This window comes from Helicobacter mastomyrinus (genome assembly GCF_039555295.1).
Classification (GTDB): domain Bacteria; phylum Campylobacterota; class Campylobacteria; order Campylobacterales; family Helicobacteraceae; genus Helicobacter_C; species Helicobacter_C mastomyrinus.
In genome coordinates this window covers 921,415-942,053 of the sequence record NZ_CP145316.1, presented here as the reverse complement: position 1 = coordinate 942,053, position 20,639 = coordinate 921,415, and the positions used below count along the sequence as shown (strand labels likewise).

Below are 20,639 nucleotides of genomic sequence, written 5' to 3'. Positions count from 1 at the left end.
AGTAAATGCTAGCTCTTGTTTTACTCTATGTTGGGGCTGTGCTTATTAATAATGGCATTTGCCGCTTAAGTAATATTGATGCAAAAACCACAGCTATTATGAATCTTTTTGTCGCTTTTTTATCCATCACTACAAGCATTATTCTTGTAATATGCGCGAGCGCAACCTCTGCTGAGATTCAGTCTTTTTATGCAGCGGCGATGAGCTTACTTTTTGGATTTACGTATTTGTTTATCGCTTGTAATTTGCTTTTTAACCTCGATTTAAGGGCGTATGGCTGGTATAGCCTATTTGTAGCGCTAAATACTATCCCCGCGGCTTTACTTAGCTATGGTGAGAGCTTTCAAGAAAAGGCTTTTATGTGCATATGGCTTGCTTGGGGAGTGCTATGGTTCATAGGTTTTGTAGAATGTGTACTTAAAATTACATTGAAATGGACGCCTTATTTGGCAATTTTAGAGGGTATTTTCACAGCTTTAATCCCTGCTTGGCTGTTCTTTTTGGGATATTGGCATTGATAATTGTAGAAAAAATTTGTGGCAATATCAAGCATATAGATTCTACAGCACTTAAAATTGATGAAGTAAAAATAGAATGGTTTGATTCGTATAAGAAAATCGCTCGTCTTACATCTCAAGGCAATAAACTCATAGGATTAAAACTTACTAAAACATCTGGCTTAAATGATGGAGATATACTTGCCCTAGAAAATAGTGAAGCGATAGTTGTCTCTATTATCCCCACTTCTGCCATTTGCGTGGGTTTGCACGACTTGGGAAGTGTGGCTCACTTTTGCTATGAGATTGGGAATCTCCACGCTCCTTTATTCTTTGCACAAAATACGCAAGAGTTTCACACACCCTTTGAACCAGTGGTGCAAAGAATGCTTGAAAGGCTTAAGATAGATTTTCAAAAAAAGCCCTGCATTTTAGAATCTAAAAATAGGCTCCAAAGTCTCTTTATGAAAGAACCACAGATGCTTTATAGTCCAAATTTCGAAATTGCATTTAAAAAGGCTTAAAATGAACTTTTTACTTTTGCAAATCAACGACTCACTTTTCCCCATAGGAGGTTATACGCATTCTTTTGGGTTAGAAAGCTATGTGCAATTAGGCACTATAAAGAATCAAAAAGACGCTAGAGAATATCTCATATCTTATTTACACACACAATTTTTATATACAGATATGCTAGGTATTAAACTTGCTTTAGAATCTAAAAATGTAGAGAAAATCCTTGAGCTAGAATCCTTCTTATACGCAGCAAGTGCCGCAGAGGAATCAAGAAATGCTATGCAAAAAATAGGCATAAGATTCATAAAAACACTGCAAATAACACAAGAAGGGCAAAAGGAGCTTTTTTTAAACTATGCCAAGATGAGTAATTATTTCTTATATCCTATATGCTATGGCGTCTTTTGCAAATCACATCATTTTAAACCCAAAGATTGCATAAAGCACTACATATACACCCAAATATCAAGCACCCTTACAAATTGTGTGAAGCTTATCCCCCTAGCCCAAGGTGAAGGGCAAAAGATTCTTATGAGTTTGCATAAAGAATTTGATATGGCATATACACAGTTAGAAACTTTAGGGGAAGCAGATTTTTGCGCTATAAGCCCTCATCAGGAAATCAAGGCTATGCAGCACGAGAATCTCTACTCAAGATTATATATGTCTTAAGGAGAATAAATGGTAAAAATAGGCGTATGCGGACCAGTAGGAAGTGGCAAAACAGCACTTATAGAAGCACTCACACGAGCAATGAGCGAGGAATACTCTCTCGCAGTGATTACAAATGATATTTACACAAAAGAAGATGCGCAATTTTTGAGCAAAAATTCCATTTTACCACAGGAGAGAATTATAGGTGTAGAGACAGGAGGCTGCCCTCATACAGCTATTAGGGAGGACGCCTCTATGAATCTTGAAGCTTTAGATGAGCTTTTAGAGCGCTTTCCTGAACTTGATATTGTGTTTATAGAAAGTGGGGGAGATAATCTCTCTGCTACCTTTAGCCCAGAACTCGCCGATTTTACGATATTTGTTATTGATGTTTGCGCGGGAGATAAGATCCCAAGAAAGGGGGGACCGGGCATTACACGATCCGATTTATTGCTTATTAATAAAATTGACTTAGCTTCGTATGTAGGAGCAAGTCTAGAAGTGATGAAAAATGATACACAAAAAATGAGAGGGGATAGGGCATTTCTCTTTACAAATATCCGCCAAAAAGAGGGGATTGCAGATGTAATAGAGTGGATAAAAACTTATGCCCTTTTAGAAAAATAATAATGAGTAACTTTCCGCAAAAAAGTGTGCTAGAGCTCATAACAAAGGTAGGAGCAGATAATAAAAATATCATAGATAAAGTATTTTTCACTCCACCTTTTAAAATTATACAGCCCCTAGAGTATGGGGATTTTGCCGAGATTATGCTGCTGTGTGTCTCTGCTGGGTTAATGAAAGATGATACGCAAGAAATACACTTACGCATAGGTGAAAAAAGCAAAATACTCCTTAGCACCCAAAGCTATGAGAAAATACATAATACACAAGATGGCAAAGCCCAAAGAAACACGCAAATAGTCGTAGAAAAAGATGCTTTTTTGCGCTATTCTCCTCTGCCTTGCATTCCTTTTGAAAATTCCTCCTTTGAGGCACATACAAATGTATTTTTACACGAGGATTGTAGATTCTATTATGATGAAATCTTTTGTGCGGGTAGGGTTGCGATAGGTGAGACATTTGCTTTTAAACAATTTGCTTCAAAAATTGCCCTTTATGCTCAAAATAAACTTATATTTTTTGAAAATATGAGGCTTATCCCTGCGCAAATGCCACTTCAAAGCCTTTGTATGTTTTATCATCATACACATCTTTTAAGCTACATTATCTTTGATAAAAGCATAGATAAGGAGGCATTAAAGGCTAAGGTTTTAGATTCAAAGCTTAATGCCGGCATAAGCTCTCACGGAGATGTTATACTTATTAAAGCTCTAGCCAATGAAAGTGAAATCTTGCTTGATTTTAAAGAAAGTCTATTGAAATAGCTTAAGTTTTATCTTAGCATAGATTCTATGCTCTAATCTATTGTGCCTTTGCTATTTGCAAGTGTGGATAAAACACTGCGTGTTGTATGTGGCTAAAGCTGCTACAAAGGTCTTGTAAATGGGAGCTAAGCCCCCATTTCCGCCATGCAACCCCTTAAAAGGGGCAAATCCCGCAGTGGCAAAGCCACGAGGGAAAAAGGTTGCACTTGATGACTTGCCAACGCAATTTACAGGTATGGATTAGCACTTCGTGTGAATCATCAAGTGAGATTCTAAGGTTTAGAATTTCTATTATCAATCCTCCATTATTACATACAAAAGCCTAAATTAAGGCATAAAAAACTCTGTAATATCTACTTCAAGGGATTTAGCGATTTTGTAGCAATGCTCTAGGTTGAAGTGTTTGCCATAGCGATTATTCTCACAATTAGAATAAAAGGCTACGGATTTAATGCCTATATCAAGAGCTAAGTCAAGCTGCGAGACTCCCCGCTCCTCACGTAAAGAGCGAATCTTACGTGATATGCGTGTATGAAAGGCTAGAATCTCTTCTTGCGTGGCGTTACCAAAGCCATTTTGCATAACTCCCCCGATGATACAGAAAGCTTATCCTATGGGATATTGAATAACGCACTTTACAAAGTTAAAATGTGTTTTCATATATCCTATGGGATAAATACATAAGGAGAAAGTCAAATGATCTATTTTGCAATTACGTGTGTTCTAATATTAGCAGTTATTTGTGTTTATAAATTTGTTAGCACACATACAGAAAAAATTAAAATTGAAACAAAATACGAAGAGTTGGAAATAGAAATTGAAAGACTGAGCAAAGAAAAATATGCAATGAAAGAGGTTTGCGATATTGCACAAGAAACAAAAATAAAGCTTGAGGCAGAAAATAAACACAAAAATGAACGTATCGAAGAATTGTTAAGGCAGGCTGAGCAGATGAATAAAGATAAAAACACTATTGAAGAAAATTACAGCACCATACACGAATACAAGATAAAACTTGAAGCAGACAATAAAGATAAAGAAGTGCAAATTTGTAATTTAAATAAAAATATTGGAGAACTAGAAGAACATATAGAACAAATAAGAAAAGAAAATCAAAGCATAAAAGATGATAATGCAAGATTTAAGGCGACAAATGAGGCAAATGAAAAACGTACTAATGAATTAAATAACGATATCGAGAGGGAAAAAGCACAACATAAAGATATGTTTGAAAGTATTCAAAAAGGACTAGAAAAATACATTAAACTACAAGATGATAATGTACTCAAGAAAGTGGAACTGATATTTAATAGGGATTCTAAAAAAGCATTAGATGATGTTTTTATACCTATTAAAAAGACTATCCAAGAATATTCGGTTAATTTGAGAGAAAATGAAGCCAATCTAAAAGGACAGATTAAAAGTGTGTTTGAATATGCTAGAACAACTACAGAATCATTAAGCAAGATTCTTAAAGGAGACAAAAAGGTAAGAGGCAATTTTGGAGAAATACAGCTTAAAAATGTTTTAGAAAATAGTGGGCTTATTGAGGGTGAGCAATATAAACTTCAAACACATTTCAAAGACGGAAACAAAGGATATAAGCCCGATGCTGTAGTATTCTTAGATGGTGGTGCAGAAAATGATAATAAAAGGCGGAATATTATTATTGATTCTAAATTTCCTTTACCCGATGACTTAACGTTAACTTCAGATTCTGATATGGAGCTGGAAAGTCGTATAGCAAAGGAGATAGCTAAAAACCTGAAATATCGTATAGATGAACTTGCTGATAAACCTTATAGAGAGTTTAATGACTACACCTATGATTATGTTTTGCTTTTTTTTACCATACAACAATATCTTAGACCTAGCACTCTCGGCAGACCATAACATTTATCAATATGCGTATAGCAAAAAAATATACTTAGTTACTCCTCATACACTTTTTATGGCATTAAAGACTATTCATATAAGCTGGACATACATTCAACGAGAAAAAAGTGTGCAAAGCGCATTTAAAGAGATTAATGCTTTTTATGAAAAGTTTGCCACTGCAATTGAAAGTTTTCAGGGCATTCAAAAACATTTCAAATCTTTAGGAGACGATATTGACAAGCTAGATAAGCAACTTGTGAGTGGCAGAGGGAACTTGTGTGGCAAATTTGAGTCGCTTAAAAATTTTGGAGCTACACCTAAGAAAAACCTACCCAATGTTGAAGGAGAGTAATATGGACGAAATAAAAGGAGACAGAATGAAAAAGTTAATTTTAGCAGGACTTTTGGCAATAGGAGCTTTTGCAGAGGATTTTAGTGATGTAGAAAATACATTATTTGGAATGGGCTACAAGTCTTGCGCATGCGCAATTAAAAGAGTGGTTAAGGAGGATATAAATAAGAACACTGATAGTACAACATTAATTGGCTTAATGTCAATGCACGAAATGGATTGCAGGAGAGAAGAAGCAGATAAGCTCAGCTCCCACGAAATAGAAAGAATTTATGCCTATCTTGAATCTAAAGATATAGAATTATATGAAAAAGGCTTTGACGCCTGTGCGAATAAATTAGCTAAGCAATTAGGGCAATATGAGGGTAAGAAATGAAGTTTTTATACTATTGCTTTATTTGGATTATTGTGTTAGTTTTAATCATACCAGCGCTCCCCATATTGCTATTACTCTATTATTTAGAAGCAGATGTGAGCGAGTTATGGGAAATGTTAAGTTTTAAAACTTGGCGTGATAGAGAACTCATCACTCAAAAAGGTTTCACTACCTTTGGTGCGATAGTAGATATGCTAGTGAATATTGATAGTATAAAAAATCTCAATACTTATCAAATAGCTTTTTATCAAGGTGAGCATAGCAATCCAAAAGATTGTATGCCCTTAAGAGTATCTAAGAATATGAAGCACTTATCTTATAAGCAAAAAGTTAATAAGACAGAGAGAGGCAAGCTAGAGTTTGAAAAGATAGAGAGCAATATCATTATGCTTAATCCCATAAAGAGCAGCACGAGCTTATTTGAAAAAAACATCAAATACACAGCAGAAAAAGACTATATATACAATATCCTTACTTCATTTAAAGATGAGGTATTGGAGAGGCAGATACAATTCTTTGGTAAGTTTGGTATATTTGATAATGTAGATTTTATTATGCTTAATAAAACCACAGGCTTTAAGTTTATAGGAAAATATAGAACTACCAGCGCAGCAGTTAATAATGGAGATATATTCTATTGTAAATCAATGGTATTTAATGAGGAGTAAATATGAAAAGATTAGTTTTAACTTTAGGTTTAGGTTTGGTAATGGGTTCATCTCTATACGCAAAGGATAGATATGTTTGTAAAGATAAGTCGTGGGAAGAGTATATGAACGGAGGCAAGATTGAATTTAGGGTAACAAACAGGGAATACAATGCCGATGAGAAATCTAAATTTATTTGCCAATATATAGATAATGTATTTGCAGAAACGCGATGTAGCTACGATGTTGTATCCTTTACTCATATAAATGGTAAAAGCTACCATAGAGAGAATGAAGTTTTAATCAAAGTGCAAGAGTTACAAACTGCTATGATAGGTAACCTCACTTCCTATCTAACAAATCTCAGGCAAGAACTCATAGATAAAGGTGAGTGCAAGATTATCGATTTTGATTGAAAAGCTTTACCAAGTGTTGCCAATGCCCCCTTTTTTATTTATGGGCGATTTAATAACCTCAATAACACACTCATTCCCCACGTATCTTGCTAATAATTTTGCAATCCTCGCATTTTTTTGCAGTTAAGCAGTGGGCTAAAGCCCTAATTATTTTGCAAGGAGTGAAATGCGCCTCTTAGCATATTTGCTTTCAAAATTTGTGTTTGTAGCAATCTCAATAAGCGCTAGAGCATAATCTTTGTAACTAATATAGCTTTGATTTTGCGCATTTAGCTTAAATTCCTCGCCTATAATCTCGTATTTGCCACTCTCTGCCCCCTCAAAGTCATATATCGCCGCAGGGGAGATATAAAGCCAATTAAGAGAATCTTGTGTGCGGATAAATGCTAGCACATCAGCCGTAGCCTTTGCCACGCCTAAATATTCAGCTGGAAAATCAGGCGTATCCATAAGCCTTGTAGTGTGCGAACTCTCCATATAGAGACTTCTCGCACCGCCCACGATGATAAATCGCGCCTTATTGCCTTGCAAAATCTGCACTAAATGCTTGATATGCTTTATATGCAGCTCTAAATTGACCCATTCAGCAAAGGCATCGACAATCACATCAAAGCCCTGCAAATCTTGTGAATCTAATGCGAAAATATCCTTTTCTACAAGCTTTACATTTGCGGGGAAATCCGCCTTTGCGCGATTACGGACAAATGCCACAATCTCCAAGTTTGCCCTTAATGCTGCTTCTAATACACATCTGCCACTTTTACCACTCGCACATAAAATCGCTATTTTCATTGATGCTCCTTAATATAATAAAACATTGCAAAATGATTTTTGCACTTAGCATTATAAATACACTTAGTTATTAAAATCAAGTAGGTATAAAATTATAATGTAGTTAGATTTTCTATACCTTTATGTAAAATAGGGAAAATCTGTGATATAATTTTTATAGATTTTTTATAAGGAGTGTAGATGAATGCCTATGTTTCACCCTGTCCTGTGGAGACAAGCCTCAATCTTATTGGTAACAAATGGAAGCTTATCATCATACGCGATTTACTCAGTGGCACAAAGCGATTTGGGGAGCTTAAAAAACTAGCGAGTGAGACAAAAAATCAAAATATATCCCAAAATGTGCTCACACAGAATCTACGAGAACTTGAAGCAGCAAAGCTCATTAAGCGCAAGGTATATCCGCAAGTGCCACCAAAAGTGGAGTATTCTCTCACAGAGCTAGGGCAAAGCCTAGAGAGTGTGCTTGATGCGCTTAAAAGTTGGGGAGAGAAATATCAAGATTCACATTAATACCGCTTAATTTTTATAGAAAACTATAAAAATGCAAAACGCTTTCTCTCTTTGCTTAGAATCTTTAAGATCTTCCTCCCACACACTACCCACGTTTGAATATATCCCCCCCCCCGATTCAACTATATGCTTCACTTAAGGGGAAAGACTTTAAATTCTCCTACTCTCTTTAATTAAATATATTTTTATTCCCATCCCCTAACCCCCCTTCGCTTTGGGAGGGGGGGGAACAAAAGGTGAGAGAAATTCTGCAAGGGAGGATAAAACAATATAAACTCTATAATAGAAGGAGAACAAAAAAGCCCCTTCCCTTGTGGGAGGGGGAATAGAGAAAGGAATCTCTCTTAAGGAGTGGAGAAAAGAAAGGCAAGGCAAGGTAATCTCCAAAAGGAGGGGGATAATATATCCGCACAGCAAAAGAAACAAAATGTGAAGCTATATTTGCAAACGCTATGATAGTAAAGCATTAGCTTTAGCTAAAGTCTGCTTTTTAGGCATTTGTAAGTTTTGCTCTACAAGATGAAGTGCTCTAAAAAATAGGGCTATATGATAAAGCTATGCAGACACAAAAGCTAAAGCATTGTCTCATTATCCGCGCACATCAAGCAGGGCTTCTTTATACTCATAGAATGGGCTAAGGTGGGTATTAATGCTGATTTTGCCAATCTTAAAGCCCTTAAGTTTATTCAAATTCTGCTCAAGGAGCGTTTTTGTGCTTTGATAAAGCACTTTCATATCAAGCGTATTGCCCTCTTTATGCACACCAATTTCCCCCTCCACAATCCCCAAAAGCGGCATTATTGAGCTAAATCGCACTTTGTTCGTGCCATATCTTTTCATTTGTAACACTTCATTTTTCTCATCAATCACAAGGCTTAGCACACCATGTTTTAGTCCAAGCAAAAGATGGCTTAAAAAAATGAACTCCTCCCTGCTTTTTGCTTCTGCGAGTTTATAGCTCAAAAAATCTCTAAATCCTTCAAAAATATCACTCTTTTCTCCCATTTCCTGCAGATTCTGTAATGAAAATTTAAGTGGTGCGTCAAAAAACATTTCCATAATTTTAGGCTGCGCGATGAGGTTTTTTAATGCAATATGCCCTAGGGAGCTTCGCCCCATTTCACCCCAATATCGCTCCCCAATATGCAGGGGCTTATAGCTTTTTGTCTCAATCTTTTGTGTGCCAATTTGCAAAAGATACATATCGCCCTTTAGCTTTGCTAATACCTTAATCAAAATAGGCAATGAGGCATTATAGGTAGTGGGCGTTTGTGTGCTTTTGAGCGCGGTGGAAATCTTTTGCAATGCGCCTATCATTTGTCAATCCTGTCACTTAAGGAGGGATTCTAAACTTACAGCAATCCCTAAAGCCACTTTAAACTTTGAGCCTTTAAGCGTTTCTACGCCCTTATGTGTGATGAGCTGTATGCTGTTATTATCATTCCCAAAGGGATTTTCCTCGCTAATCACATTTAAACACACCATTTGAGCGGACTTTGCTTGTAACATATCTTGTGCGTAGTTTTGTGCCTCTAAGTCATCAATCTCCGCCTTAAAGCCCACTTTATAGGCAATATCAGGTGGAATAGAGGCAAGAATATCTTTTGTCTTATGGCAGGTAAGCTGTAGAATCTCACCTATTTGTGCTTTTTTGAGTTTGCCCTTTTGAGATGGTGGGGCATAGTCTGCGAGAGCTGCTGCCATAAACACAATAGGCTTTTTCTTGGAATCTATAGTGTGGAGGGCGTTATTTATAGCATTATCAAAGGATTGCACATCTTGGACATTCACACATTTGATAGCCAGAGGGAGTTTTAACGGAAAGGCACTTGAGATAAGCGTTACCCTCGCACCCAATGTAAAAAGCGCTAAGGCCAATGCACTTGCCTGTTTGCCGCTGCTGTGATTAGAGATATAGCGCACCTCATCAATGTTCTCCTTTGAGCCACCACCGCTAATAATCACCTCTCTCTTATCCCAAAATGTGCTCCTTGTAGTGAGGGCTTGAGCTAGGGTAAAAATAATCTCATCAATATCCGCAAGTGCGCCATCTCCCTCATCGCCACAGGCAAGCACACCCGAGCGTGAAGGGATAATGTGATAATCCATTTGTGCTAATGTAGCGAGATTGCGTTGTGTTTGAGGGGCATAGAGCATAGCTGTATTCATCGCGGGAGCTAGAATCTTTGGCGCGGGAGCGGCTAGAAGTGTGCTAAGCAAGACAGAATCTGCTATACCACAGGCGATTTTTGCAATGGTATTAGCCGTTGCCGGAGCGATAAGCACAATATCCGCCCATTTAGCATAAGCGATATGATTAATGCCCTCTGTATCTGCATTTGCCCAGCTTTGATTAGATTCAACAAGGACGATGTGATGGCTTAGGGTTTCAAAACTAAGAGGATTCACAAACTTACAGGCTTCATCGCTCATAACAACTTTTATCTCTGCGCCGTATTTATAAAGCTGTGAAATACAATCAAGCATTTTATATACAGCAATGCTGCCGCTAATGCAAATAAGGATTTTTTTGTTTGTGAAAATATGCTGCATATATTCTCCTATCAAGCCCTAAAATTTAGGGCTTTGTATGAGAGAATCTAGCAAAGAAAAGCTTATTTTGAGATTACTTCGCAAGATCTTTGATGAATCTATCTGCAAGATAGGGACCATCATCTTTAGAACCAATAAGCTTAATTTTATCTACGATACCGCGGAAAAGTGCTTCCTCTTCGTGCTGTTCGCTGACATACCATTGCAAGAAATTAAATGTAGAATAATCTTTGTTTTTGAGTGTAAAATCTACCAAATCATTAATAGATTGAGTGATTTTTTGCTCGTGGGCGTAAGTTTTTTCAAACACATCAAGTAAGCCATTAAAGTTAGATTCTGGAGCGGCTACTTGCCCAATGCTTACTTTTGAATCTGTTTCATTCAAATAAGTGATAAGACGTTTAGCGTGTCTGCTTTCCTCATCGGCGTGTTGGAATAAAAACAACCCTGCACCATCAAAGCTATTTTCATAGCACCAAGAGCTCATACTCAAATAGAGATTAGCCGCATACATTTCTTTTGCGATTTGCTCATTGAGCAATTTTACAATTTCATTTGAAATCATTTTGTATCCTTTAATGAGAATTTGGAAACGCGGAATTGTAGAATCTATTTTCTAAATTTTTACTTAAATTTTTATCATTTTTGAATAATTTTGAGAATATCATCAGCTTCAAGCCACCACGAATTGCTCTCACTACTATACTCAAATCCAGAGGCTACACTCATGCCACACTCGCCTTTAAACGTTTTATGATAATTGATTGGTGTTTGGAAATTAATCGTTGGCATAATGATGAAAAATCTATCAAATTCTACGCACAAATGAGAATCATCACGAGGCACCATCACTTCGTGTAGTTTTTCTCCCGGACGGATACCAATAATTTTATGAGGCAAATGCGGGGCGAGAGTTTTAGCAAGTTGAGTAATCTTTATGCTTGGAATCTTGGGGATAAAAATTTCTCCTCCGTGCATTCGCTCTAAACTCTCTAGCACAAAATTTACCCCAGATTCTAAAGTGATAAAGAATCGGCTCATACGTTCATCAGTGATAGGCAGTTCTGTGGCGCCATCTTTAATTAGCTTTTGAAAAAATGGAATAACAGAACCGCGTGAGCCTACGACATTGCCATAGCGCACCACGCTAAATTTTGAATCCTTGCTCCCCTTGATATTATTTGCTGTGATAAAAAGTTTATCCGAACACAGCTTAGTAGCGCCATAGAGATTGATGGGATTTGCCGCTTTATCTGTGCTTAGGGCGATGATATGCTTGACATTATTGCTTAAACACGCGCTAATAACATTACTCGCGCCATCAATATTAGTTTTAATGCACTCCATAGGATTGTATTCTGCAATCGGCACGTGCTTTAGGGCTGCTGCGTGGATACAAATATCTACACCACTAAGGGCTACCTCAAGACGTGATAAATCCCGCACATCACCGATAAAATAGCGCATTCTCTTATCATTAAACATCTGTGCCATTTCATATTGCTTTAGCTCATCGCGGCTATAAACGATAATTTTTTTAGGATTATGCTGTTTTAAGAGTATCTCTACGCACTTTTTGCCAAAGCTCCCTGTGCCGCCTGTAATCAAAATCGTTTTAGAATCTACTATATGCTTCATCTGTGCTCCTTATTTGACATAGCCTAGCTCTTTAAGCTTATTTGCGATTTTCACAAGCACAGGTGCGCCACTCCCACCACTCCCACCGTGTTCTATTAGAATGGTTACTGCATATTGTGGATTTTCATAGGGTAAAAATGCAGTAATCCAAGCGTGAGAGCGATGGAAATATTCCATTTCGGATTCTTTAATACGTTTTTGCACATCTTGAGGGATACCCACTACTTGAGCTGTCCCTGTCTTACATGCAAGCTTTACTTGTGAGCCTTGTGCGCGGGAGTATGCTGTCCCACCCGGCATAGAGCAAACCTGATACATACCTTTGCGCAAAACATTAAGTTTTGATTTTTGCACATCGTTGAGCACATCTTTAGTCGCAAATACGGCTTGCTCTCCATTGAAATCTTTAGCAAAATGCGGTGTTACAAGCTTACCAGAAGCTATAAGGGCGGTATAGCGCGCAATCTGTATAGGTGTGGAGAGAAAATAGCCCTGTCCTATTGATGTAGTAATTGTATCGCCTGTATACCATTGCTCTCCATATCGCCTTAGTTTCCATTCAGGTGTGGGCAGAATCCCACTTACCTCATTGGGAATATCCACTCCCGTAAGCCTACCAATACCCATTTGTTTAAGCACATTTGCCATATTTTCAATCCCCGTATATTGAGAGAGGATATAAAAATATACATCTACAGATTCTCTAATTGCCTTGATTGCATCAGCACTGCCGTGTCCTCCTGCTTTCCAATCGCGGAACTTTCGATTTCCAAATTCAACAAAAGCTGGAGTTTGAATCACGGAGTTTTCATTAATATTTGCAAATTCTAAAAAGCTAAGCAACATACCCATTTTAATAACCGAGCCGGGTGGATAGCGACCATATACGAGCTTATTAATCAGGGGCTTATGCACATTTTCTATTAATTCCTGCCAATTTTTATGGCTAATACCATCAACAAAATAATTAATATTATATTCTGGGTAACTACCTGCAGCGAGAATCTCCCCATTGTGTACATTCATTACTATAACTGCTCCAGAACGTTGTGCAAATTCTGCATCAATACTTTCTTGCAGTTTCAAATCAAGTGAAAGCCGCAAATCATTGCGTTTAAGCACATTATCTTCTTGTAATAGTTTCACTTCTTTATACAAAGAGTTAATTTGTGATTTTCTATATCCAGCCTCACCTTGTAAGTAGGTATTATATGTTTTTTCTATACCTTCTTTACCTATAATCTTACTATATGCTGATAATGGATTATTTTGAATATCTTTATTGCTTGCCTTAGCCACATAGCCGATTACGTGGGAGGCGGTGCTTTCATTAGGATAGAATCTTTTGCTATTTGCCGCCACAATCACATAAGAGGAACGTTTAAGATGGGCGTAGATTCCTAGCATTTGTGCATAAGGCACAAAATGCACTAATTCCACAGGATTGTGATTATAGGCGTGATTGTTCTTTTCGTAGAGTTTTAAAAGATTATCTTTATCCAAATGTGGCAGAAATGACACGATATGTTGTATTTCTCGCTCAAGAATACTTTTATCTCGAATCTTAGGGACTAATGATACAGAAAATCCTAGTTCATTAATGGCTAAAGGCTCATTGTTCCTATCGACAATCAAGCCACGCATAGGGAGCAAAACTTCTGTCCTGATGGCATTTTTTTCGGCAAATTTTTCATAATACTCGTGATTAATCACATTAATAACAAACAAACGTATGCTGATGATAAGCCACACTATCACCATACAAATAACAAGAATTGCATAACGTGTATTCATACAAACATCACTACAATAATCTCAATAAACATATAATAAAGCACAATCCACATATTTGGCGCGATACTACTTCCCATTAAGCCATCTATCATAAGAGCCAGAAAGTAAAATCCCACATAAGCTAAAACCACATAAATAGCCCGAGCAATACGAGGTGTATCGAGCACAGCCTGTATGCGCGGAATCACCAAAAATGATAAAAATAAAAACAAGCCTAAAAGCATACCCATAGGGAGATTATTCTCTGCTTCTATGAGTATCACACCTAAAACAACAGCTAAAAATCCATAAAAATTATCTTGTTTGTCAAAGCGCATAAACAGGCTTAAACACACGCCAATAAATGGTGGTAGCCACATCTGCATACTCGCTACACTCTCATAGACATAAAATCCTACAAAGAGTAGGATACTTATGAGAGTTTGTTTATAAGTGCTATTTCGTCGCATATTGGAAAATGTTTGCATTTGATACAATCCGCCCATATTTTGTGATTTGGCAAAAGTGATTTGTCTATTATAACAAAACCTAGCCTTTGAAACAAATGCGCTCGATAGGTAAGAGTGAGAATCTCCTTTATCCCTAACGCCCTGCCTTCATCGATAGCCTTTTGTATGAGCTTACTCCCTAAGCCCTGTCCGCGCAAAGTATCTTTTACAACCAAAGAGCGTACCTCTGCTAAATCCTTGGAATAAATATACAAAGCGCAAAATCCCGCTATCTCCCCACTCTCATCATCTTTTATTATATGATAGGAGCGGATAGCATTTGCCATTTCATCTTCGCTCCGCTCTAAAATATTGCCATTTTTCACTTCAATATTGACAATTTCTCGCATAGCAGGTATGTCTGCAAGTGTGGGTTTGATAATGTTATACGCCATTTGAGTATCCTAATGTGTGGGTAATGATAGATTCACGCATATTAGCAATAGAGGTCATTTTGCGATGATTTTTTGCAGTGGCACTAAAAAGAAAGTGATATATCTGCTGTGAATCTGTCTCATTATGCGATAGATTCTCTATCTTACTTTTAAGGGTATTGAGAGCAGATTGCGTGAGTTTATCAGCTTTAGTGTAGATTCTCATAATGCGACTATCGCCACGACATATACTTTTAAGCACTTCATTCATCATTATATCCGCCTCCATATCTGTATGTCTTGAATCTACTAAATGTAAAAAGAGTTTAATTGATGGGCGATTGCTTAGAAATGGCAATAAATGCTTTTGCCATTCATTTTTGAGACTTTTGCTTACCTTTGCATACCCAAATCCGGGCAAATCAATCAAAGTCAATGGAATGCGCTCATTTCTCATCGCCCATAAAGAGTAAAAAAAATTAATAAGCTGTGTTTTGCCCGGTGTGGCGGAGCTTTTTGCTAAAGGCTTATTTAAAAGCGCGTTGATAAAGGTGCTTTTGCCCACATTGCTACGTCCTAAGCATACAATCTCCGTAGTACTGGGTGATGGGGCGTTATCGATACTGCTTGCACTGCTTAAAAAACGAGATTCCAACACTTGCACCATATTTCACTCTTTTTTATCATCTTCCATAATAAAGGTAAGCACACTAGGTTTTTGATTTGAGCCTTTCACGGAAGCCTCTTGTGTTGTGGGATTAAGCGTGATGATATTACCTCTAATGGTGTTACTTTTCCCCACCTCCTCAATCATCGCATTATCAAAAAGTTGATATTCATCTTTTTGCACATCATACACTGCCCTTTTTGCCCTCCCTTTGATTTTCTTATCAGGCATTTTGGTATAGAATCTCACATTGCCAATAGCCGTGTATGTAAGAGGTTGATTCTTTTTATCAGTTTGTATCACCACTTCATCAGCCCATAGTTTATCCTCACCCTTTATTATCATCACTTCGCCACTTAGTATCGTCTGCCCCTTTTTTAAATCGCTTTGTATTGTTTTTGCACTCACTTCTAGATGTGACGAGGTAGCAGCAGCACACATACACACACACATTATTATAGGGCAAATCTTATACATTATTTGCCCTCCATAGCGATATTTGCTCGTATAGAATCTGCTTTAATGGTATGTTGCAGTATATTATAGTAGATATTCTGCCCTATGGCTTGTGTCGTGGAATTGTGCAAAATGAAATCGCCCCTGCCTCTAAAAATACGCGTGGCGTAATGATAAGTCGCCCATTTGCTCCAAAAATACAATCCATCTAAACGTAGATAATCTACACCTTGCGAAAAGGTGTAGATATGATTTTTACTATATACAAAAGGGGCATATATATATTCATTAAAATTATTATTAAGTTGATTCATAAAAAGCTCATAAATCTCCTCGTGTTCTTCAAAGCGCAATGCCCTTGTCCCCCACGAAATAGCTTGTGTGTATTGGGGATTTATCAAATAGAGTGTGAAGTTATTGATTTCAATATTAGGAATCTCCTTGCCAATGGCTTTATGTAGCTCATTATCCTGTGTGAAAAACACTATACTTCCTAAGCTAAAGCATAATAAAGCAATAAAAAATGTATAGATTCTATAAGAAATATTTTTCAAGTTTTTTATCCTTATTGAGCCTTAAGACATCTTCTATCATTTCTCGTACCGCTCCATCGCCACCAAGTGATGAAAGCACCTTGTAGGCATATTTTTTTAACGCCTTTGCACCGTTTTTTGGCATATAGGCAAAGCGACATTGTCTAAACATACTTAAATCATTCAAATCATCGCCAATACAGGCTACTTCATTCTCTTGCAAATGTAGCTCTTCAAGCAATGCCCTAAGCACCTTACCCTTATCCTCTACGCCCATATAAATACGCGCTATACCTAGCTCCTGCGCACGTTTGCGCACCATTGCAGATTCTCTTCCTGTGATAATCGCACTAGCACGTTTAAGATGGCGATTCCATACATTGATAGCTAATCCATCGCGTATATCAAAGCTCTTTATCTCCTCGCCACTTTGGGAATAATACACCTTGCCATCGCTCAATGTCCCATCGACATCAAAGACAAGGAGTTTTATCATAGGATACCTTTTGTAGAGGGAATGCAGATTCTAGGATTTTCACTCAATGCACGGCGGAATGCCACGCCAAAGGATTTAAACATCGCCTCAATGATATGATGGAGATTCTTGCCACGTTTAAGCACGATATGTGCACTTAAATGTGCATTAAAGCAAAGTGCACGGAAAAACTCCTCCACAAGTTCTACATCAAGTTCCCCTACCATACCTTTAAATGGGAGCGTGTAGTTATGCGTGTCAAAGACTAAAAATGGGCGATTGCTCACATCAATATCGCATTCTACGCAAGCTTCGTCCATCACCACACTTGCATTGCCAAATCGCTCAATGCCTTGTGCGGGGTAAATAGCTTCGTTTAATGCCGCCCCTAGCACGATACCGCAATCTTCTATGCTATGATGCCCATCGACAAATACATCGCCCTTGCATTGCAAAGTAATATCCATCAATGAATGCTTTGTGAGGGCTTCAAGCATATGGTTGAAAAAGCCAATTTGGGTTTGTATATTTGCCTTGCCACTGCCATATAGCAGCACACTTAAGGCAATATCTGTCTCTTTTGTCTTGCGACCCTTTTGTATGATATTATCTTGTTTCATTGCCTTACTCCTTGCAATTAGCTCAATTGCGGATAAAGAATCCTCCCTGAATCTGCGGATTTTTCTTTAAAAAATCCCTTGCTTCCTGCTCACTTTGGAATCCTCTCAAAAATACCCGATAGATAGGCGCACCATCAAGCTCAAATTCCTTAATCACGCTTTGATAAGGTGGTGTGTGAGAGAATCGCTCCTGTGTGATTTGCGCCCCCTCATATCGTCTAAATGCTCCCACCTGAATGGCGAAATCCCCGCCACTGACAGATTTTGGTGTGCTTGATACTTGAAATTCACTTTTTAATATATCATCACTCTGCACATTTTGCACGGCTTGTTTTACATCTTTATTTATCACCCCACCAAAACCAATGACTTCTAAACGCACTTTTGCTGTGCCAACTTTGACCATATCAATATCGTGAGCTGCCACAGAGCTTAAATCTATAATGCGCCCCTCTACAAATGGTCCTCTATCATTAATGCGCACAATCGTGCTTTTGCCATTTTCTACATTTAACACCTTTACCACCGTATTCATAGGGAAGGTTTTGTGTGCGGCAGTGTGAGCGTGCATATTATAAGTTTCACCATTAGAGGTTTTCTTGGTATGAAAGTCTTCCCCATACCAGCTCGCATAGCCATCAAAGCTGTCGCCTAAACTTACCTTTTCAGGGTAATACCACTTCCCTGCGACTTGATAGGGGCGCATTGTGGCTTCTTGAATGGCTGGAGATTCCCTCATAGAATTGCCCCCGATATTAGGCGTAATGCCTTGATTAAAGGCATCTAAATCATCAAAGCTATCATTAAAGCCCTTTGTGCTTTTAGCATTATCATTCCAATCTGCACTTTTCTCCAAACAGCCTAAGAATCCTATGCAACACACCACCATAAACAAAGGATATAAAAATATTCTCATCATATTTACCTTTTTCATATTTACCTCCTTATCGTCCATCTGCGATTGTAGCTTTCTTTCCCTTTAAGACGGGAATAGTTAGCTTTTGGTCAATGCGTATATGCGAGCCCTTAATGCCATTAATATCTTGCAATTCTTTGATGGATACTTTATAGTTTTGCGCGATTACGCTAAGGCTCTCACCCTTTTGCACAATATGTGTTACAAACACAGATTCTGGATAATCCTCTTTGAAATTTTGCTTAAAGATGCGAAGTTTATCATAAGGCAAATAGACATTATAGTATCGATTGCCCGGCGGGAGGATAGAACGTGTAAAATGGCGATTATATTTTTGTAGTTCATTTAATGGAATCTTAGCACTTTTAGCAATAGCACTTAGCGAGATACCACCCTTAACGCTTACACTTGCAATACTATCAGTTACCCCACGATTAAGTAAATAATCTACATTTTGTGCCCTTAAAAAATCTACATCATTAAAAAGCAAACTCATAGCTAAAATCGTGCGGATATAATTGCGCGTTTCTGCTGGAATGTATTGTGCCTCTTCATCAAGCAATGTCCCTATAGAGCTATCACCACCAGCTTCTTCTATACCTTTTTTCAATCGCCCTAATCCACAATTATATGCCATAGCGGCTAAATACCACTCGCCTGTGGCATCATAGAGATACTTAAGATACTTTATTGCTGCTTCTGTGCTTTTAATCGGGTCTTTTCGCTCATCAATATAGCTATTAATCTCTAAGCCCAAGCCCTTAGCCGTTCCGGGCATAATCTGCCACATACCCATAGCTTTTTTAGGACTTTTTGCTGTGAGAGTAAATTCGGATTCTGCCATAGCGAGAAATAAAAACTCTTGTGGCACTCCCTCTTTTGCCATCATATTTTTCAGCACAGGGATAAATTCATAGCTTTTGGTAAATTTCTGCACGAAATATTGCCATTTTTCCTCGATTTTCTGCACCCTCTGTGTATCCGCCATACTGATGATAAATCCTGTATGCACACCAAAGGAGTTAAGAACACTATTTGTTCTTTTATTATAAGTAAGAGCATAAATATCCCCTTCATCACTTAAAGCAGTGCAAAAAATAAATATCCACGCACAAGCTACGCGCAATAATATAGACATTAAAGCTCCTTGTTTTTGCTTAATCATTAAGTTCCTTAAAGAGTCTTAAAGCATTTGCTGTGCTAGATTCTATCACTTCTTTTTCGCTCATTTGTAGCACATTAGCAATCTGTGCCATAATCAGCGGAATGTGATAGGGCTCATTACGTGTGCCTCTGTGTGGGTGAGGCGTGAGATAGGGCGCGTCTGTTTCAAGCACGATACGTTCCTTTGGAAGTAGGGGCAGCACCTCTAAAAGTCGGCTTGCGTTTTTAAACGTGCAAACCCCGCCAATACCATAATAAAACCGCTCCTGTAAATCAAGCAAGATTCTATCCGCATTATAGCAATGCAACACCCCATAAGCTAAAGGATAGTTTTGTAAAATCTCAAAGCTATCATTGCTTGCCTCACGTATATGCACGATAAGGGGCTTTTGATAGGATAAAGAGAGTTCAATTTGTGCGATAAAACATTCCTTTTGTCTCTGCTTAATGGCTTCTCTTTGCTGCATTATAGATTCTGCAGAATCCTCTACTATCTTTGGCAAATAATAATAGTCTAATCCACACTCCCCAATAGCGATACATTTGTTATCTTTGAGCGCGTCTTTTAGTACCAATTCATCAAAGAGCTCAATGTCCGTGGGATGCACCCCTGTGGCATAATACACATTCTCATATTTGTGTGCTATGGCTTGTGCTTGGGGTAAAGTGCGTATATCCGCGCCCGGAATGATGATTTTGCGCACTTTATGGCTTAGGGCGCGTTCAATCACTTGCTCTAAGTCATTTTCAAATTGTTTGGAATCTAAATGACAATGCGTGTCTATCATATAATCAAATGGTATAGGTTCTCTCGCACTCATCGCGGGTAAAATCCTTTTAATTGGTATTGATATGTTAGAATAAAAGGCGAAATTCTAGCACAATTAAGCTATGTTAAAATTAAATATCAAAGAAACTCTATAAGGAAAGAT

General features: G+C 37.8%; 28 protein-coding genes. 11 read left to right on the top strand and 17 right to left on the bottom strand.

Translation table 11 applies throughout. The features are described 5' to 3' along the window. Nucleotides 1-5 precede the first annotated feature (5 nt). Genes V3I05_RS04720 through V3I05_RS04700 form a run of 5 tightly spaced genes read left to right on the top strand, consistent with a single transcriptional unit; the run spans nucleotide 6 to nucleotide 3,055 of the window. Nucleotides 6-518, top strand: a complete 513-nt coding sequence (locus V3I05_RS04720) for an AmiS/UreI family transporter (protein WP_295698091.1) — start codon at nucleotides 6-8, stop codon at nucleotides 516-518. Then, nucleotides 515-1,021, top strand: coding sequence for an urease accessory protein UreE (locus V3I05_RS04715; RefSeq protein WP_295698088.1), 507 nt, complete (start codon nucleotides 515-517; stop codon nucleotides 1,019-1,021). The genes V3I05_RS04720 and V3I05_RS04715 overlap by 4 nt, the downstream gene beginning before the upstream one ends. Before the next feature lies 1 nt (nucleotide 1,022). Next, nucleotides 1,023-1,685: an urease accessory protein UreF gene (locus tag V3I05_RS04710; RefSeq protein WP_295698086.1), complete on the top strand. Its 663-nt coding sequence runs from the start codon at nucleotides 1,023-1,025 to the stop codon at nucleotides 1,683-1,685. 9 nt (nucleotides 1,686-1,694) lie between these two features. Further along, nucleotides 1,695-2,294 carry an urease accessory protein UreG gene (ureG, locus tag V3I05_RS04705; protein ID WP_300446428.1) on the top strand — a complete coding sequence of 200 codons (600 nt, stop codon included), beginning with the start codon at nucleotides 1,695-1,697 and terminating at the stop codon, nucleotides 2,292-2,294. Nucleotides 2,295-2,296: 2 nt separating this feature from the next. Further along, nucleotides 2,297-3,055 (top strand): urease accessory protein UreD, encoded by a 759-nt coding sequence (locus V3I05_RS04700; protein WP_295698081.1) that lies wholly within the window; start codon nucleotides 2,297-2,299, stop codon nucleotides 3,053-3,055. A 327-nt stretch (nucleotides 3,056-3,382) separates the two neighbouring features. Here the strand turns inward: V3I05_RS04700 and V3I05_RS04695 are convergent, their stop codons facing one another. Then, entirely contained in the window at nucleotides 3,383-3,637 is a 255-nt protein-coding gene (locus tag V3I05_RS04695) for a helix-turn-helix domain-containing protein (protein WP_300446424.1), read from the bottom strand. Nucleotides 3,638-3,751: 114 nt separating this feature from the next. On the opposite strand from V3I05_RS04695, the gene rmuC (V3I05_RS04690) reads away from it, so the two are divergent. Genes rmuC (V3I05_RS04690) through V3I05_RS04670 form a run of 5 tightly spaced genes read left to right on the top strand, consistent with a single transcriptional unit; the run spans nucleotide 3,752 to nucleotide 6,724 of the window. Next, a complete protein-coding gene (gene rmuC / locus V3I05_RS04690) occupies nucleotides 3,752-4,948 on the top strand; it encodes a DNA recombination protein RmuC (protein ID WP_343354200.1) in 1,197 nt (398 codons plus the stop codon). Beyond that, nucleotides 4,836-5,285: a DNA recombination protein RmuC gene (gene rmuC, locus V3I05_RS04685; protein ID WP_343354199.1), complete on the top strand. Its 450-nt coding sequence runs from the start codon at nucleotides 4,836-4,838 to the stop codon at nucleotides 5,283-5,285. The genes rmuC (V3I05_RS04690) and rmuC (V3I05_RS04685) overlap by 113 nt, the downstream gene beginning before the upstream one ends. 1 nt (nucleotide 5,286) lies before the next feature. After that, entirely contained in the window at nucleotides 5,287-5,661 is a 375-nt protein-coding gene (locus V3I05_RS04680) for a hypothetical protein (RefSeq protein WP_343354198.1), read from the top strand. After that, nucleotides 5,658-6,329: a hypothetical protein gene (locus V3I05_RS04675; protein WP_343354197.1), complete on the top strand. Its 672-nt coding sequence runs from the start codon at nucleotides 5,658-5,660 to the stop codon at nucleotides 6,327-6,329. Before V3I05_RS04680 ends, V3I05_RS04675 begins: the two co-directional genes overlap by 4 nt. A 2-nt stretch (nucleotides 6,330-6,331) precedes the next feature. Beyond that, on the top strand, nucleotides 6,332-6,724 hold the full coding sequence (locus V3I05_RS04670; RefSeq protein ID WP_343354196.1) for a hypothetical protein: 393 nt from the start codon (nucleotides 6,332-6,334) through the stop codon (nucleotides 6,722-6,724). A gap of 147 nt (nucleotides 6,725-6,871) precedes the next feature. On the opposite strand, the gene V3I05_RS04665 is transcribed toward V3I05_RS04670, so the two are convergent. Then, nucleotides 6,872-7,516: an NAD(P)-dependent oxidoreductase gene (locus tag V3I05_RS04665; protein ID WP_343354195.1), complete on the bottom strand. Its 645-nt coding sequence runs from the start codon at nucleotides 7,514-7,516 to the stop codon at nucleotides 6,872-6,874. A 180-nt stretch (nucleotides 7,517-7,696) separates the two neighbouring features. Between V3I05_RS04665 and rrpB the strand changes: the two genes are divergently transcribed. After that, nucleotides 7,697-8,029 carry a MarR family transcription factor RrpB gene (gene rrpB, locus V3I05_RS04660; protein WP_295698064.1) on the top strand — a complete coding sequence of 111 codons (333 nt, stop codon included), beginning with the start codon at nucleotides 7,697-7,699 and terminating at the stop codon, nucleotides 8,027-8,029. Between the two features lie 588 nt (nucleotides 8,030-8,617). On the opposite strand, the gene V3I05_RS04655 is transcribed toward rrpB, so the two are convergent. The 15 genes from V3I05_RS04655 to V3I05_RS04585 all read right to left on the bottom strand — a co-directional run bounded on the left by V3I05_RS04655 (nucleotide 8,618) and on the right by V3I05_RS04585 (nucleotide 20,495). Beyond that, complete coding sequence (locus tag V3I05_RS04655; RefSeq protein WP_343354194.1) at nucleotides 8,618-9,346, bottom strand: hypothetical protein; 729 nt, start codon at nucleotides 9,344-9,346, stop codon at nucleotides 8,618-8,620. A 12-nt stretch (nucleotides 9,347-9,358) separates the two neighbouring features. Next, nucleotides 9,359-10,582, bottom strand: a complete 1,224-nt coding sequence (coaBC, locus tag V3I05_RS04650) for a bifunctional phosphopantothenoylcysteine decarboxylase/phosphopantothenate--cysteine ligase CoaBC (protein ID WP_343354193.1) — start codon at nucleotides 10,580-10,582, stop codon at nucleotides 9,359-9,361. Nucleotides 10,583-10,655: 73 nt separating this feature from the next. Then, nucleotides 10,656-11,147, bottom strand: a complete 492-nt coding sequence (locus V3I05_RS04645) for a ferritin (protein WP_300446410.1) — start codon at nucleotides 11,145-11,147, stop codon at nucleotides 10,656-10,658. A 74-nt stretch (nucleotides 11,148-11,221) separates the two neighbouring features. Further along, the gene (gene pseB, locus V3I05_RS04640) at nucleotides 11,222-12,211 is read right to left on the bottom strand and encodes a UDP-N-acetylglucosamine 4,6-dehydratase (inverting) (protein WP_343354249.1); all 990 of its coding nucleotides are present in this window, start codon (nucleotides 12,209-12,211) and stop codon (nucleotides 11,222-11,224) included. An 18-nt stretch (nucleotides 12,212-12,229) separates the two neighbouring features. Continuing rightward, nucleotides 12,230-14,014 carry a penicillin-binding protein 2 gene (mrdA, locus tag V3I05_RS04635; protein ID WP_300446407.1) on the bottom strand — a complete coding sequence of 595 codons (1,785 nt, stop codon included), beginning with the start codon at nucleotides 14,012-14,014 and terminating at the stop codon, nucleotides 12,230-12,232. After that, nucleotides 14,011-14,463 (bottom strand): hypothetical protein, encoded by a 453-nt coding sequence (locus V3I05_RS04630; protein WP_295698052.1) that lies wholly within the window; start codon nucleotides 14,461-14,463, stop codon nucleotides 14,011-14,013. Before V3I05_RS04630 ends, mrdA begins: the two co-directional genes overlap by 4 nt. Beyond that, nucleotides 14,427-14,897: an N-acetyltransferase gene (locus V3I05_RS04625; RefSeq protein ID WP_295698051.1), complete on the bottom strand. Its 471-nt coding sequence runs from the start codon at nucleotides 14,895-14,897 to the stop codon at nucleotides 14,427-14,429. The genes V3I05_RS04630 and V3I05_RS04625 overlap by 37 nt, the downstream gene beginning before the upstream one ends. After that, entirely contained in the window at nucleotides 14,887-15,543 is a 657-nt protein-coding gene (yihA, locus tag V3I05_RS04620) for a ribosome biogenesis GTP-binding protein YihA/YsxC (protein ID WP_295698048.1), read from the bottom strand. Before yihA ends, V3I05_RS04625 begins: the two co-directional genes overlap by 11 nt. A 3-nt stretch (nucleotides 15,544-15,546) precedes the next feature. Then, a complete protein-coding gene (gene lptA, locus V3I05_RS04615) occupies nucleotides 15,547-16,020 on the bottom strand; it encodes a lipopolysaccharide transport periplasmic protein LptA (RefSeq protein ID WP_300450101.1) in 474 nt (157 codons plus the stop codon). Further along, nucleotides 16,020-16,553 (bottom strand): hypothetical protein, encoded by a 534-nt coding sequence (locus tag V3I05_RS04610; RefSeq protein ID WP_300446399.1) that lies wholly within the window; start codon nucleotides 16,551-16,553, stop codon nucleotides 16,020-16,022. The genes lptA and V3I05_RS04610 overlap by 1 nt, the downstream gene beginning before the upstream one ends. Continuing rightward, nucleotides 16,534-17,028 (bottom strand): KdsC family phosphatase, encoded by a 495-nt coding sequence (locus V3I05_RS04605; protein WP_343354192.1) that lies wholly within the window; start codon nucleotides 17,026-17,028, stop codon nucleotides 16,534-16,536. Before V3I05_RS04605 ends, V3I05_RS04610 begins: the two co-directional genes overlap by 20 nt. After that, complete coding sequence (gene hisB / locus V3I05_RS04600) at nucleotides 17,025-17,627, bottom strand: imidazoleglycerol-phosphate dehydratase HisB (protein WP_343354191.1); 603 nt, start codon at nucleotides 17,625-17,627, stop codon at nucleotides 17,025-17,027. The genes V3I05_RS04605 and hisB overlap by 4 nt, the downstream gene beginning before the upstream one ends. 22 nt (nucleotides 17,628-17,649) lie before the next feature. Further along, nucleotides 17,650-18,546 carry a septal ring lytic transglycosylase RlpA family protein gene (locus V3I05_RS04595; protein WP_369808787.1) on the bottom strand — a complete coding sequence of 299 codons (897 nt, stop codon included), beginning with the start codon at nucleotides 18,544-18,546 and terminating at the stop codon, nucleotides 17,650-17,652. A 25-nt stretch (nucleotides 18,547-18,571) separates the two neighbouring features. After that, complete coding sequence (locus V3I05_RS04590) at nucleotides 18,572-19,681, bottom strand: lytic transglycosylase domain-containing protein (RefSeq protein ID WP_343354190.1); 1,110 nt, start codon at nucleotides 19,679-19,681, stop codon at nucleotides 18,572-18,574. 19 nt (nucleotides 19,682-19,700) lie between these two features. Continuing rightward, entirely contained in the window at nucleotides 19,701-20,495 is a 795-nt protein-coding gene (locus V3I05_RS04585; RefSeq protein WP_295698152.1) for a TatD family hydrolase, read from the bottom strand. Nucleotides 20,496-20,639 lie beyond the last annotated feature (144 nt).

Bases quoted from the DNA above. Each gene is read 5' to 3' on its own strand.
- V3I05_RS04720 (WP_295698091.1), top strand. From the start codon at position 6: ATGCTAGCTCTTGTTTTACTCTATGTTGGGGCTGTGCTTATTAATAAT.
- V3I05_RS04710 (WP_295698086.1), top strand. From the start codon at position 1,023: ATGAACTTTTTACTTTTGCAAATCAACGACTCACTTTTCCCCATAGGA.
- ureG (WP_300446428.1), top strand. From the start codon at position 1,695: ATGGTAAAAATAGGCGTATGCGGACCAGTAGGAAGTGGCAAAACAGCA.
- V3I05_RS04700 (WP_295698081.1), top strand. From the start codon at position 2,297: ATGAGTAACTTTCCGCAAAAAAGTGTGCTAGAGCTCATAACAAAGGTA.
- V3I05_RS04695 (WP_300446424.1), bottom strand. From the start codon at position 3,637: ATGCAAAATGGCTTTGGTAACGCCACGCAAGAAGAGATTCTAGCCTTT.
- rmuC (WP_343354200.1), top strand. From the start codon at position 3,752: ATGATCTATTTTGCAATTACGTGTGTTCTAATATTAGCAGTTATTTGT.
- rmuC (WP_343354199.1), top strand. From the start codon at position 4,836: ATGAACTTGCTGATAAACCTTATAGAGAGTTTAATGACTACACCTATG.
- V3I05_RS04680 (WP_343354198.1), top strand. From the start codon at position 5,287: ATGGACGAAATAAAAGGAGACAGAATGAAAAAGTTAATTTTAGCAGGA.
- V3I05_RS04675 (WP_343354197.1), top strand. From the start codon at position 5,658: ATGAAGTTTTTATACTATTGCTTTATTTGGATTATTGTGTTAGTTTTA.
- V3I05_RS04670 (WP_343354196.1), top strand. From the start codon at position 6,332: ATGAAAAGATTAGTTTTAACTTTAGGTTTAGGTTTGGTAATGGGTTCA.
- V3I05_RS04665 (WP_343354195.1), bottom strand. From the start codon at position 7,516: ATGAAAATAGCGATTTTATGTGCGAGTGGTAAAAGTGGCAGATGTGTA.
- rrpB (WP_295698064.1), top strand. From the start codon at position 7,697: ATGAATGCCTATGTTTCACCCTGTCCTGTGGAGACAAGCCTCAATCTT.
- V3I05_RS04655 (WP_343354194.1), bottom strand. From the start codon at position 9,346: ATGATAGGCGCATTGCAAAAGATTTCCACCGCGCTCAAAAGCACACAA.
- coaBC (WP_343354193.1), bottom strand. From the start codon at position 10,582: ATGCAGCATATTTTCACAAACAAAAAAATCCTTATTTGCATTAGCGGC.
- V3I05_RS04645 (WP_300446410.1), bottom strand. From the start codon at position 11,147: ATGATTTCAAATGAAATTGTAAAATTGCTCAATGAGCAAATCGCAAAA.
- mrdA (WP_300446407.1), bottom strand. From the start codon at position 14,014: ATGAATACACGTTATGCAATTCTTGTTATTTGTATGGTGATAGTGTGG.
- V3I05_RS04630 (WP_295698052.1), bottom strand. From the start codon at position 14,463: ATGCGACGAAATAGCACTTATAAACAAACTCTCATAAGTATCCTACTC.
- V3I05_RS04625 (WP_295698051.1), bottom strand. From the start codon at position 14,897: ATGGCGTATAACATTATCAAACCCACACTTGCAGACATACCTGCTATG.
- yihA (WP_295698048.1), bottom strand. From the start codon at position 15,543: ATGGTGCAAGTGTTGGAATCTCGTTTTTTAAGCAGTGCAAGCAGTATC.
- lptA (WP_300450101.1), bottom strand. From the start codon at position 16,020: ATGTATAAGATTTGCCCTATAATAATGTGTGTGTGTATGTGTGCTGCT.
- V3I05_RS04605 (WP_343354192.1), bottom strand. From the start codon at position 17,028: ATGATAAAACTCCTTGTCTTTGATGTCGATGGGACATTGAGCGATGGC.
- hisB (WP_343354191.1), bottom strand. From the start codon at position 17,627: ATGAAACAAGATAATATCATACAAAAGGGTCGCAAGACAAAAGAGACA.
- V3I05_RS04595 (WP_369808787.1), bottom strand. From the start codon at position 18,546: ATGATGAGAATATTTTTATATCCTTTGTTTATGGTGGTGTGTTGCATA.
- V3I05_RS04590 (WP_343354190.1), bottom strand. From the start codon at position 19,681: ATGTCTATATTATTGCGCGTAGCTTGTGCGTGGATATTTATTTTTTGC.
- V3I05_RS04585 (WP_295698152.1), bottom strand. From the start codon at position 20,495: ATGATAGACACGCATTGTCATTTAGATTCCAAACAATTTGAAAATGAC.